Annotated in this window: 11 protein-coding genes and 1 tRNA gene; 8 read left to right on the forward strand and 4 right to left on the reverse strand. The window is 55.9% G+C overall.

What is annotated here, in order from left to right; genetic code table 11:
• Positions 1 to 14: 14 nt before the first annotated feature.
• From NBV64_RS09670 to NBV64_RS09705, 8 genes are all read left to right on the forward strand, one after another.
• A complete protein-coding gene (locus NBV64_RS09670) occupies positions 15 to 1,613 on the forward strand; it encodes an ABC transporter substrate-binding protein (RefSeq protein ID WP_009454336.1) in 1,599 nt (532 codons plus the stop codon).
• Positions 1,610 to 2,551, forward strand: a complete 942-nt coding sequence (locus tag NBV64_RS09675) for an ABC transporter permease (protein WP_009454334.1) — start codon at positions 1,610 to 1,612, stop codon at positions 2,549 to 2,551. Before NBV64_RS09670 ends, NBV64_RS09675 begins: the two co-directional genes overlap by 4 nt.
• Positions 2,552 to 2,578: 27 nt before the next feature.
• Positions 2,579 to 3,418, forward strand: coding sequence for an ABC transporter permease (locus tag NBV64_RS09680; RefSeq protein WP_009454332.1), 840 nt, complete (start codon positions 2,579 to 2,581; stop codon positions 3,416 to 3,418).
• A gap of 24 nt (positions 3,419 to 3,442) precedes the next feature.
• Complete coding sequence (locus NBV64_RS09685) at positions 3,443 to 5,086, forward strand: dipeptide ABC transporter ATP-binding protein (RefSeq protein ID WP_250757210.1); 1,644 nt, start codon at positions 3,443 to 3,445, stop codon at positions 5,084 to 5,086.
• Positions 5,087 to 5,236: 150 nt separating this feature from the next.
• On the forward strand, positions 5,237 to 6,172 hold the full coding sequence (locus NBV64_RS09690) for an N-carbamoyl-D-amino-acid hydrolase (protein WP_009454329.1): 936 nt from the start codon (positions 5,237 to 5,239) through the stop codon (positions 6,170 to 6,172).
• Positions 6,163 to 7,344, forward strand: coding sequence for a YgeY family selenium metabolism-linked hydrolase (locus tag NBV64_RS09695; protein ID WP_250755608.1), 1,182 nt, complete (start codon positions 6,163 to 6,165; stop codon positions 7,342 to 7,344). Before NBV64_RS09690 ends, NBV64_RS09695 begins: the two co-directional genes overlap by 10 nt.
• A gap of 19 nt (positions 7,345 to 7,363) precedes the next feature.
• Positions 7,364 to 8,896: a M81 family metallopeptidase gene (locus tag NBV64_RS09700; RefSeq protein WP_250755610.1), complete on the forward strand. Its 1,533-nt coding sequence runs from the start codon at positions 7,364 to 7,366 to the stop codon at positions 8,894 to 8,896.
• A gap of 213 nt (positions 8,897 to 9,109) precedes the next feature.
• Positions 9,110 to 9,186: transfer RNA gene (locus NBV64_RS09705), tRNA-Pro, on the forward strand.
• Between the two features lie 94 nt (positions 9,187 to 9,280).
• Here the strand turns inward: NBV64_RS09705 and NBV64_RS09710 are convergent.
• The 4 genes from NBV64_RS09710 to NBV64_RS09725 all read right to left on the reverse strand — a co-directional run bounded on the left by NBV64_RS09710 (position 9,281) and on the right by NBV64_RS09725 (position 12,880).
• Positions 9,281 to 10,003: a zinc ribbon domain-containing protein gene (locus NBV64_RS09710; RefSeq protein WP_009454248.1), complete on the reverse strand. Its 723-nt coding sequence runs from the start codon at positions 10,001 to 10,003 to the stop codon at positions 9,281 to 9,283.
• A gap of 36 nt (positions 10,004 to 10,039) precedes the next feature.
• A complete protein-coding gene (locus NBV64_RS09715; RefSeq protein ID WP_009454246.1) occupies positions 10,040 to 10,237 on the reverse strand; it encodes a hypothetical protein in 198 nt (65 codons plus the stop codon).
• Between the two features lie 296 nt (positions 10,238 to 10,533).
• Positions 10,534 to 11,091 carry a hypothetical protein gene (locus NBV64_RS09720; RefSeq protein WP_250755612.1) on the reverse strand — a complete coding sequence of 186 codons (558 nt, stop codon included), beginning with the start codon at positions 11,089 to 11,091 and terminating at the stop codon, positions 10,534 to 10,536.
• A 478-nt stretch (positions 11,092 to 11,569) separates the two neighbouring features.
• Entirely contained in the window at positions 11,570 to 12,880 is a 1,311-nt protein-coding gene (locus NBV64_RS09725; protein ID WP_250755614.1) for a ParB/Srx family N-terminal domain-containing protein, read from the reverse strand.
• Positions 12,881 to 13,021: the final 141 nt, after the last annotated feature.

Raw genomic sequence — 13,021 nt, forward strand, 5'->3', positions numbered from 1 at the left:
TGGAGAGACAAAACATGAGCAACCTGCTTAAGGACCGCTTGCGTCCTGCCAAATCGTTAGCCGCTGTCTGGGCTGCCCTTGCCATCACGGCGATTGCCCCTGCGGCCGTCAGTGCGCAAACCACGCTGACCGCCGTAATGGAAGCGCCACTGCGCTCCCTGGATCCAGTCATTACTACCTCCTACATTGTGCGTAACTACGGCTATATGGTGTACGACACCTTGCTGGCGGAAGATGCGCAGGGGCAGGTCAAACCCCAGATGCTGGAAGGCTGGAAAGTGTCCGAGGACGGTCAGACCTACACCATGACTTTGCGTGAAAACCTGCGCTGGCATGATGGCTCGCCCGTGACGGCTGAAGATGCGGTCGAGTCCATCAAGCGCTGGATTCAGCTGGACAAGATGGGCCAGATCATGACGGAGTTCCTGACCAAGATGGAGGTCGTGGATGACCGCTCCTTTGTGATGCAGTTCTCTTTCCCGACCGACATCGCGTTGCGCGCCATGGGCAAACCCAGTTCCTTGCCCTTGTTTGTCATGCCCAAGGATGTGGCACGCACGCCGGTCAGTCAGGCGATTACTTCTACGGTGGGTTCGGGACCATTCCGATTTGTGGAGAAGGAATATCGCCCAGGTGTGCAGGCTGTGTTCGAGAAAAACCCGGACTACGTGCCCCGCAATGAGCCTGCCAGCGGGTTGGCCGGTGGCAAACAGGTCAAGGTAGATCGTGTGCGTTGGGTGGCCATGCCCGATGCCATGACCGGGGTGAACGCGCTGCGCAGTGGCGAGATTGATGTGATCGATCAGGTTCAGCTGGACCTCTTGCCCCTGCTGCAAAACGAGTCGGACATTGTTCTGAATGCTTCTACGGCTCGGGGCGCGCAGACCGAGATGCGCTTTAACTTCCTGCAGCCGCCATTCAATAACAAGCAAGTGCGTCAGGCCGCCATGATGGCGCTGAACCAGAAGCCCTTGATGCAGGCGCAAGTGGGCAACCCGGAATACTTTGAAACGTGTGGTGCCGTGTTTGGATGCCACAGCGTTTTCCCGTCACAAGCCGGTTCTGAAGCCTACTTCAAGGGGGATGCTGCCGGTGCGAAAAAGCTGCTGGAGCAGGCCGGCTACAAGGGCGAGCCCGTGGTCTTGCTGCATCCCACCGACTTCCTGACTTCGCCCGTGGTGCCTGTGATTGCCCAGCAACTGCGCAATGCCGGGTTCACCGTCAATGTGGAAGCCATGGACTGGCAAACCGTGCAGACTCGCCGCACCTCCAAGCGTCCCGTGCAAGAGGGGGGCTGGAGCATCATCACCACCTATTCCGGGCTGGTGGATGTCAGCAATCCGCTGAGCTTCATGGCGGTGGCCTCCAACGGCGACAAGGCCTGGTTTGGCTGGCCGGATGTCCCTGCCATTGAAAAGACACGCATGGAATTTGCCCGCGCCAGTGGCGAGTCCGAGCTGGTGCGTTTGGCCACGGACTTGCAAAAACACATCATGGATGAAGGTGTGATCGTCCCTCTGGGTGAGTTCAAGATGGTCAGCGCCGTGCGCAAGAACCTGAATGGCTTTCTGCAAACGCCGGTTCCGGTCTTCTGGAATGTGGAGAAGCGATGATTGGGCTTATTTTCAAGCGCGTACTGGCCACCATCCCGGTATTGCTGATTGTGGCGCTGGTGATCTTTGTGGTCCTGCGCATGACACATGGCGATGCCGCTGTACTGGTGGCGGGTGATAACGCGACGGATGCACAGATCGCGGAAATCCGTCATCAGATGGGGCTGGACCAGCCAGTGCCGGTGCAGTTTGTGCAATGGCTGGGCAGCATGGTGCAAGGGGACTTTGGCACGTCCCTGATCTCCAGCCGCCCGGTCAAGGATCTGGTGCTGGATCGTCTGGGGCCTACGGTTTCGCTGACCTTGTTGACCCTGGCCTACACCCTGGCCATTTCCATTCCGCTAGGGGTGTGCTCGGCCTGGTATCGAGGCAAGTCGCTGGATCGCTTTGTGATGGCAGGGTCGGTGGCGGGCTTTTCCGTGCCGGTATTCATCGTGGCTTATTTGTTGATCCTGCTGTTTTCGCTGGAGCTGCGCTGGTTGCCGGTACAGGGCTACAAGCCCTTGAGTGAAGGCCTGTGGGAACACCTGCGGCATTTGATTCTGCCGGCGGTGTCCCTGGGTACGGTGTACATCGCCCTGATTACCCGCATTGTGCGCACCAGTGTGATCGACACCTTGAACGAGGACTACATCCGCACCGCCCGTGCCAAAGGCTTGAACGAGCGTCGTGTCCTGACACGTCATGCCCTGGGCAATGCGGCAGTTCCCATCCTGACGATTATCGGCATCAGCATCACCATGCTGATCGGCGGGGTGGTGGTGACCGAATCGGTCTTCAACATTCCGGGGCTTGGGCGCTTGGTGCTGGATGCGGTGCTGTCGCGCGACTTTACGGTGATTCAGAGCCTGATCGTGCTGTTTTCGCTGGTGTATGTAGGGGTGAATCTGCTGATTGATATCTCCTACATGCTGGTCGATCCCCGTATCGATTATTGAGCCCTCGCTTTTTACAGGTAGAACAATATGCAAAAGCTCAACAAATTGAAGAAAGTGGTCGCCAGCAATTCGGCCCGTGCTGCCTTGCTGTTCCTGATCCTGATGGCCGCCATGGCGATCTTTGCTCCGTTTCTGGGTACGCAAGATCCCACCCAACTGGACCCCAGTGTGCGTCTGCAACCGCCTTCCGAGCAGTTCTGGCTGGGGACGGATGCACTGGGTCGGGATCTGTATTCCCGCGTGGTGTATGGGGCGCAAGTGTCCTTTATGGTGGGGTTCGGTGTCCTGGCCATCAGCGTGTTCTTTGGCGTGATTCTGGGTTCGCTGGCGGGTTACTTCCGCCGTCTGGACGCCGTCATCATGCGAGTGATGGATGGTGTGATGGCCATCCCTGGCATCTTGCTGGCCATTGCGCTGGTGTCGGTGTCCGGTGCCAGCCTGACCACGGTACTGATCGCCATTGCCATCCCGGAGATCCCACGCATGACACGGTTGGTGCGGGGCGTGATTCTTAGCGTGCGTTCCGAGCCCTATGTGGAAGCGGCCATGACAGTGGGGACTTCGGCCTACGTGATCTTGTCGCGCCATATGTTCCCCAACACCTTTGCCCCTCTGATTGTGCAGGGCACTTATGTGTTTGCCTCGGCGGTGTTGTTGGAAGCGATCTTGAGTTTCCTGGGGGCGGGCATCCCTCCCGAGATGGCCTCCTGGGGCAACATCATTGCCGAAGGTCGCCTGTACTTTCAGCTGATTCCCGGCATCGTGCTGTACCCCGGCATTGTGCTGTCCATCACCATTCTCAGTATCAACGTCCTGGGCGACGCCTTGCGCGATGCTCTGGATCCCAAGCTGGTCACACGGCTGTAAATGACGAGGGCAGGAGACATAACAATGAATACCTCTACGACCAAGCCCCACTGTGTTTTGTCGGTGAAGGACTTGTGCATCGAAACTAAAGCGACTAATCCCCGCCAGTTGGTGAACAAGCTCAGCTTTGATGTGTATGCAGGCGAGACCCTGTGCATTGTGGGCGAGTCCGGCTCGGGCAAATCCTTGAGTTCCTTTGCCATCATGGGCTTGTTGCCGCCCGATACCTTGCGTGTCAGCCAAGGCAGTATCGAGCTGATGGGCGAGAACCTGCTGACCATGAACAAGGAGCATTTGCTGTCCTTGCGGGCTTCGGCCATGTCCATGGTGTTTCAGGAGCCCATGACCGCGCTGAATCCGGTGCAGCGGGTGGGCGAGCAGATCGACGAAGTGATCCGTATCCACGAAAAGAACAGTTCCCGGCAGGAGCGTCGCCAGCGTGTGATCAATATGCTGGAGCGCGTGCGTTTGCCGGAGCCGGAAAAACTCTTCATGGCCTATCCGCATGAGCTGTCCGGCGGTCAGCGCCAGCGCATCATGATTGCCATGGCCTTGATCCTGCAGCCACGTTTGCTGATTGCGGATGAGCCTACCACGGCGTTGGACGTGACCACGCAAAAGCAGATTCTAAGCCTGATCAAGGAACTGCAAAGCGAATGCGGCACCTCGGTCATTTTCGTGACGCACGACTTTGGTGTGGTGGCCGATATTGCTGACCGGATTCTGGTGATGAAGCGTGGCGATAGTGTGGAGATGGGGACGTGTCAGCAGATTCTGTCCAATCCCAAAGAAGCGTATACCCGCTCCCTGATTGCGTCCGTTCCCAATGTGCATCCGCCTGCAAAAGAGGAAGTGCAAAACGAGATCGTGTTGAGCGCCCGTGGTTTGGGCAAGGTCTATGGCTCGGATTGCTGGTTCTCCAAAGGTCGCAAGATGCATGCGCTTAGCGATATCAATCTGGATATACGCCGTGATGAAGTGCTGGGTGTCGTGGGGGAGTCCGGCTCGGGCAAGTCCACCTTGGCGCGCTGCATTATTGGCCTGGTCGAGGCCAGCTCGGGGCAGATCACCCTGAACGGTGAAACCTTGCCCGCCGCCTGCAAGGACCGCAGCCTGGCGCAGCGGCGCAAAGTGCAGATCGTGTTTCAGGACCCGTATCGCTCGCTGAATCCCCGCGTAACGATTGGCCAATCTTTGACAGAGGGCATGCACAACATCGGCGTCGATCCCAAAGTCGCTATCGAGCGCGTGACCCAGGTCTTGTCCATTGTGGGGCTGGATGCGGATGTGCTCGAACGCTATCCGCATCAATTTTCGGGTGGTCAGCGGCAACGGCTTTGTCTGGCCCGCGCCATTGTGATGGAGCCGGATGTCCTGATTGCGGACGAATCCGTGTCGGCGCTGGATGTGCTGGTGCAAGAGCAAGTGCTCAAGTTGCTGGTCGATATCAAGCGCAAAACTGGTGTGGCCATTCTGTTTATTACGCACGATTTAAGGGTGGCGGCCCAGATTTCCGATCGCATTGTGGTGATGCAAAAAGGCTGGATTGTGGAGGCCGGGGACCCAGGCCGTGTCATTAGCCAGCCTAGTCAGGCTTACACCCGTGAACTGGTGGAATCCGCACCCGGTGTGCATTGGGATTTTCAGAATTTTTGTGCTTATGCCTGATTGATGCGCGTGTCAGCGCAACTGGGGGCTGAGCCTTGTGCGCAGCCCGGCGCGCAGTCTGTTTTCGATTTCTGGCCCTTGATTGAGAGGGGCCGGGCGTTCCGAATCCCGCCCAGGGCGGATCTTAATTGTTGATGGAGTTCATATTTCATGTCCAGGTTCGTCAATGTAGCTGCGGCCCAATTGGGTCCTATCGCACGCAATGAAACAAAAAAACAGGTGGTGGACCGCTTGCTGGCCCATTTGCATCAAGCCAAGAAAATGGATGTTGATGTGGTGGTGTTTCCCGAGCTGGCACTGACCACGTTTTTCCCGCGCTGGTTCAGCGAGGATATTTCCGATTTTGATTGTTTTTACGAAACCCAGATGCCGGGGCCGGACACCCAGCCCTTGTTTGATGCCGCTGCCAAATTGCAGATAGGTTTCTACCTGGGCTATGCCGAGCTGGTCATTGAAAACGGCGTAAAGCGTCGCTTTAACGTATCCATTCTGGTCGATAAAACCGGCACGATTGTGGGCAAGTATCGCAAGGTGCATTTGCCCGGTCACGGCCAGGACGAGCCCTGGCGTGCTTTCCAGCATCTGGAGAAATATTACTTTGAACCCGGCCACGAGTTCGGTGTGTGGTCGGCCTTTGGGGGCGTGATGGGCATGGCTTTGTGCAACGACCGCCGCTGGTCAGAAACCTACCGCGTCATGGGTTTGAAGGGCGTGGAAATGGTCATGCTGGGCTACAACACGCCGGTTCACAACCCGCCCGCCCCGGAGCACGACGATCTGTCCATGTTCCACAACCATCTGGTGATGCAGGCCGGGGCCTATCAGAACGGCACCTGGGTGGTGGGCGTGGCCAAGGCGGGTAGCGAAGAGGGCATCGAGATGATTGGCGGCAGCGCCATCATTGCGCCGTCTGGGGAGATTGTTGCGGCTTGCTCGACCAAGGGTGACGAGCTGGCCATTGCCCGCTGCGATCTGGATCTGTGCCATTCCTACAAAAGCACGACCTTCAACTTTGAGCGTCATCGTCGACCAGAGGCTTATGGTTTGATCAGCTCGCAACGTGGAGCGGTAGTGCCATGGGCGTGAGCGAACGCAAGCAAATGGATCTGGCCTGGGACGCGGTCAGCCTGACACAGGCTTTTGTGCGCATCCCCAGCCTGTCCGGACAAGAGCAGGCCATGGCGGACTTTGTGCAGCAAGTCATGCGGGACTTGGGCTTTGATCAAATCAGTGTTGATGAAAAAGGTTCGGTGCTGGGCTTTGTGGGCCCGGCCCAGGCCCCGCTGGCGCTGTTATTCGATGCTCATATGGATGTGGTCCCTATTGCTGGAACCTGGACGGTGGAGCCTTTTGGAGCGCAGATCAAGGACGGTCGCATGTATGGGCGCGGCACCAGTGACATGAAGGCAGGCTTGGCCGCTGCTCTGTGTGGCGCGGCGGCAGCGGCTCGTAACGGCGCCTTGAAACAGCGTATTGCCGTGTCTGCCAGCGTGATGGAGGAGGTGATCGAAGGCTATGCCTTGTCTCACGCTCTGGAACAATGCACGCCAGCCGCCGTGGTGATTTGTGAGCCATCACGTTTGCGCATCATGGTGGGTCAGAAAGGGCGGCAGGAGATCCTGTTGCGTCTGCAAGGCCGTCCTGCCCATGCAGCCTTGCCGCACCTGGGAGTTAATCCGGTTCAGGCCGCAGCCAGGGCGATTTCGGCCCTACAGACGCTGGAATTGCCGCAGGATGCGCAGGTGGGGCAGGCTTTGCTGGTGCCGACCGACATTATTTCTGACCCGCATCCGTCCATTTCGCTGATTCCTTCTTCCGTTACCGTCCGTTTTGATCGTCGCACCCTGGTGGGAGAAAGCAGTGAATCGGTGCTCAAGCAAATGGAGCAATGCTTGCAAGCCGCAGGGGTGGAGGGCTTTTCGCTGGAACTGGTGGACAGTCAGGTACAAACCTATACAGGTCAGCAGGCCAGTCCGGGGCGGGACTTGCCCGCCTGGCGATTGGATGAGTCGGCTCCTTTGGCGCAGGCCATGGTGCAAGCGGTCCAGCAAGCTGGTCGTGTGGTGGAAATGGATACCTGGTGGTTTTGCACCAATGGCTCCGAGTCCGCCGGGCGACGTGGCATTCCCACCATCGGTTTGGGACCGGGCGAGGAGGCACAGGCACATACGGCAGACGAGTCGGTAGCGATCGACGATGTCCTGGGGGCCAAGGACATTTACGAGCAGCTGTGTATCCAACTGGCGGGACAAGCGTAATAGCAATCGGAGACAAGTGATGCGTATTGCAGTAGCGGGTTTTCAGCATGAGACCAATACCTTTGGCCCGGCCATGGCAACGATGGCGGACTTTGAGCATGGGGGCGGCTGGCCGGGAATGTGCCGGGCAGAGGCGATTGAACCTGCCTTGCGTGGTGCCAACATCCCGGCAGCCGGGTTTATGGCTGCCGCCTCACAAGCCGGGGTCGAGTGCGTCCCGCTATTGTGGGCCGCGGCCAGTCCTTCCGCTCCCGTCGAAGCCATGACGTATGAGGCGATCGTGGCGGAGATTCTGTACCGCCTGGAGCAAGTTTTGCCCGTGGATGCGGTGTATCTGGACTTGCACGGCGCCATGGTGGCCGAGCATCGGGACGATGGGGAAGGGCATTTGCTGGTTCTGGTGCGCGAGATGGTGGGGCCGGACGTGCCGGTGGTCGCCAGTCTGGACTTGCACGCCAATGTCAGCGACACCATGCTGGCGCAGGCCGATATGCTGGTGGCGTACAAAACTTACCCGCATGTGGATATGGCGCAAACGGGTGAGCGTACTTTTCAGGCGCTGATGCGATGTCTGCAAAGCGATCGTCGCCCGGAATTGGCCTGGCATCGACTGCCCTTCCTGATCCCGGCGATCTGGCAAAGCACCGAGATGGAACCGGCTGCCAGCCTGTACCGTCACTTGTCATCGCTGGAAGAAATAGAAGGCGAGGGGAGCTTGTCCTTCGCCATGGGCTTTCCTGCTGCTGACGTGCCCGAATGCGGAGCGGTTTTGTGGGCCTATGCGCAGACGCAGGAAGAAGCCGATAGCCGTTTAGCAGGCTTTCTGGACGAGGTGCTTGATAAAGCCCAAGGCTTCCAAGGCAAGCTGTACGAACCGGACGAAGCTGTGCAATGGGCGCTGAGTCATCCCGGCAAAGGCCCGGTGATTATTGCCGATGCGCACGATAACCCCGGAGGCGGTGCCAGCTCCGATACCTGTGGGCTCTTGCGTGCCTTGCTGAAAGCCAAGGTATCCGATGCGGCTTTAGGCTTGATCGTGGATCCGGAAAGCGCTGCTCTGGTTCACCAGGCAGGGGTTGGTAAAAGCATCGAGCTGTCCCTGGGCGGTAAATCCGGTGTTCCCGGTGATATGCCCTTGCATGCACGCTTCTATATCGAGTCCGTATCCGATGGTCAGTTCTCCGCCACCGGTCCGTATTACGCAGGCTGTGCCATGAACCTGGGGCCTAGTGCCTGTTTGCGCATAGAGGGCGTGCGTATCGTTCTGGCCTCCTACAAGTCGCAAATGGCAGATCAAAGCATGTTCCGTTTTGTGGGGATAGAGCCGGAGCAAATGAAGATACTGGTCTTGAAAAGCGCTGTACATTTCAGGGCGGACTTTGGCTGTATCAGTGACCGTATCATTGTCGGAGCCGCCCCGGGAGGCGTTTCCATGCGCACGACAGACCTGCCATGGGAGCGCTTGCCGGCAGAGCGCCTGCTGTATCCCGGTGGCCCCAGCCTGTCTCAATGGCGAATCATGCAATCAGAAGGGCAGGCCTGTTCACAATAGCTTTGCATTTTTTACCTAAGTAGGTATACTCCTGCCTTCACGGTTTTGATGCGGATTAGCTCGGTAAAACGAGCTTTAAAAATCAGACCGCCTGTTCAGACAAGTGTAGATTTCAATCGACACCGGGATTAACTATCAATAATCTCGAATCGAAAGAAAAAATCTAAAAAACACTTGCAAGAAAGGAAGAACAGGGTTATAGTTTAATTCTTTCGGGGCGTAGCGCAGCCTGGTAGCGCACTTGCATGGGGTGCAAGGGGTCGAAGGTTCAAATCCTTCCGTTCCGACCAAATTTAAAAAGGCCTACAGCATTTTTGCTGTAGGCCTTTTTTATTGCTGTAGTGGTTTTATGGGATGTGCCCGCCAATGGCGGGTAGAGCAGGATCAGGCTTTCAAAGGAATAACGCTCCAGGAGGCGTATTCTCCAAAATTCGCCCGGCAATGCGGGCAGGTTTCGCTGAGCAAAGGGATTATTTGGTCGCAATTTGGACATGTGCCTTTCGGACCGAGGTCAGCAAGTCGCTTGTTTTCCCGACGCGCTTGTTCTGCTTCCAGAGCCGGGTCTGGCCAATTTGGCGAAGAGAGCAGTCTTGCCTTGAAGGTTTCTGCTTCTGCGTCGGAAATTGTGCCGCTGATCAGTTGATCCTCGATCACTCTTGCTCTTTCATGGCGCCATTGGGTGTTCAGAAAGCGCAGGCGGACAAAGATACCGCCCAGAAATATGCGTAGCGCTGCGGGTTCCATCAGGCTGTAGTGCAGATGGAGTTCACCAAAATTCGTGGTCAAAACAATAAATGTTTGTGTCGTTTTCTTGCTGGTTAAGGCATTCAAGACACCTGCTATTGCCATCCCGGTCAGTGCCCCATCGACATCGAATCCACCTCCAATAAAACCTCCGCCGCTTACGACTGTGCCGGGACCATTGACAGAGAGATCGGCAACTTCGATTAGAGAGAAGGGGATGGTTCTGGTAGCCGAGTTGCAGCTTACCGTGTCACCTTCAAAAACGAGATTGACACTATCGCCGGGTAGAAACGGAAATCCGGGAGCGCCCAGGACGGTGCATTCATGAAGAATGATGGGGGAGTTTTGAGCTTGATTGGTCATCTGCCTACGGCCGCTTATCTATTTGGAGTGACTGTTTTAAAACTGGAACTTTTGGGGAGCACCGGATTCGCTTATTTCCATTTCGATGCAGCTCTCTAAAATGGAATAACTGCCGCCGGTCGTGCGTGCCACGCGGTCGCAATAAGTGCTTGTCTTGCTAGGGACAGACTCCCAAATTCTTTTCAAGTTGTTGTAGGCAGTCTGCTCCATTTTGATGCATTCGTTTGTGATCATTGCCGAACCTCCTGAGACAGCGGAGACGCTTTCACAGTAGGAGTTTGGGTCGTATCGGGGTAGCTCAGCAGCATACGCGGCTGATGACATACAAAAAGCAGTGGCTCCGATCAAGGCTGTTCTCATCTTCATAATCTCTCCAATGATGATTTGCTTGTAAAGCTCAGGAGCCAGGTGGCTCCTGGCTTCTTTAATGGTGTCTGTGCTGCAGGAAGTTTTCCAGGGTGTACCTTGTGCAAGGATTGAGGCCAACCCTGTCAGACAGATGATTTGGAGGCTGTGTGCCTGTGTTTGGCCTACTTGGAGTCTTCCGCCAGAAGTGTTTTGAAATCCGCGTGGGTAACCAGTGCGCGGATCGCATCCTGAATGGCACCCAAGCCTGCCTGTGCCGTTTGATTGCATGCCGTTTCACCATAAAAACTGGAGGTGTATTTATGGGTGTTGTTGACGGCAATTGACTTTCCATTTGAAGAGCTAAGTTCCATACCCACTGTCCATGTTCCGCCCATGGAGTCAAAATCCAGGGTAGTCAGCCTGCCTGTAAGTTCAAGGGTGGATTCTTTTTCATAAATATTTGCGATGATCAATTCGCTAATTAGCGCTTTGCGAACATAGTCGGCATAGCTTTCTCCATCAGGTGTTTTGATGGGCCCGACTGCACGACACATGATTTCCCCAGGCTGACTGTCTTTATTTGTGGGACTGTCGTTATGGAAGTCCCCAACACTGGCCTTTACATCGCCAACAGCCCGTAGAGCGACTACTGTATCGGTAGAGATGCTGTATCGTGGAACAGCATAAGTAGAACAACCAACCAATACGGTCGAAAGAGCTAAAACTGCGATTGTTTTCATAACGCTATCTCACCTTCCTCTATCAAACTAAAATTTTGTTACTTGATTTCTAAAAAATAAGGAGCCGAATTGCTCCTTTTCTTCTTTTGCTTAATTTTTCTTGTGTAAAGTCCTCAAAGCTTGAACTGCGTTCGTCGTCATTGCTTGTTCGTTCGATTTATATTCTCAAGATTGATAGGGGCATGAGATTTCAGGATGTTTTTCTTGATTTTTTCCGCAGTAAATCGTTGCGCCTTATGAATTTCTTGATGTTGTTTCATAGAGCAATTTGTTGTTCCCTTAATCAATAGCCTGTCGATCATAGCTATTTTCTTCTTGAATGGCGATGGAGTTATTCTTGTTGATTTGATGAGTATTGGTGAAAGGGATTGCTCGCTTGTCTCAAGAGTGGGGAAAGTCCAAGTTGTTGCGGTGCGTCTAGCTATTTAAAAAGCCCGCATTGCGGGCTTTTTATTTGATCAGGTTCTGACTAGCTTTATTACCACCCCCAGCAAGTCCCCGCCGCAGGCTTGCCGCAATTGCGGTAGTTCACTGCAAACCACAGCTTTCCTGCACCCCGTGGGCTACCGTCAGATTTGACGTCGTTGCGTGGCAGTTCTTCCAAGGTGTCGCGCGCTGTTTTAGTGTCGGAGTCACTGGCAGCGTCCGGTTCCAGGACGATACGGCCTAAAGCTGCTGCATCACGGTCTTCAAAGACCAGATCCGTGTCTTTCAGAGCCGTCATTTTCAAGGCTGCATCGCGCACGGCAGCCGCGTAGCTGTCGTTTGAACCACCGGGTTTCAAGGTCTTGTTCAAGGTGCTCACCGCTAGAATCTGGGCTGGTGTGGCGGGTGGGGCCATCTGGTATTCGTCCAGCTTGGGCAGTTGGCCCTCGGAAGCTTGGCGGCGCAGCCAGTCGCCCCACAGAAACTCTGCGTATTCAGGCAGCTTGCCGTTTTTATAGGCAAGGTCGCGGGTGAAATACACCAGGGAGCGATAGCGATCTTCCTGCATGCCACCGGCTTCTTTTTCGCTGGCCAGCCCAACGCGGGTAGGCAGTTGCTCGACAGTAATAGCCTGGTTTTCACCATCACGCAGCCAGACCAGTTTCTCTTTGCTCATGCGCTCCCAGAAGGCGGACGCTTCGCGGATGTCGCTGTAGTTGGCGCTGACTTTTACCCAGACGGGCAGTTTGGGGCCGCCGTCCGGGATTTCGCGCAGGGATGAGAAGGTGTGGTGGCCATCGGTCAGATAGAGATTGCCGTCCCAGCCTACGACCACGGTTTTCAGGTTTTCTGTTTGCGAGCCCAGAGGGTCTTTGCACAGATAGGTGGTGGGCTGGTCCAGGCGGGCAGCTTGAACCTCAGCGATGGTCAGAAATTTTTGAGCACGTTCGGTTCCGCCCATATCCTCGCAGTAGTCGTCAAACTTCTTGCCGATGGTGCGATTCAGGTAGTCCAGTTGCTGTTTGGGGTCCTTAGCCCAGGTGGGCCGATCCAGATCGCCTTGCCAGCGTCCCAGCTTGTAGTAAACCTGATCGTAGCCAATGGCCGCTTGGGTGGGATGCAGTTCTTCGATGCGGACCTTGATGACATCGCCTGCCTTGCTGTCCAGATAGGCGGTGTTGCGAGGTGGTTCCGGGTCTTCAGTGACGGGTGGCGTCACGACGGGGGCTTCGGGGGAGTGGCTGCCGCCTGTGCTGGAGCCGCTGTCGCAGGCTGCCAAGGCCAAGGGCAACAGGGCGATACCCAGGGCACGCAGAAGCTGTTGTCGGGCGGGGACAAGAGAGTGCAAAGAAGCGAGGTTCATGGTCCGTTGGGGATTTTGTTGGAAGATCCTAGATCATGAGGGATGGGTATTGCCGGAACATTGCATTCAGAAACATTCATCGCTTGTGCGGGATAGCTGCCCGCTTGTCACGGCCGGGGCGAAATTGTGACCAGCTTGCTC

Source organism: Alcaligenes sp. DN25 (genome assembly GCF_023674485.1).
Lineage (GTDB): Bacteria > Pseudomonadota > Gammaproteobacteria > Burkholderiales > Burkholderiaceae_B > Alcaligenes > Alcaligenes phenolicus.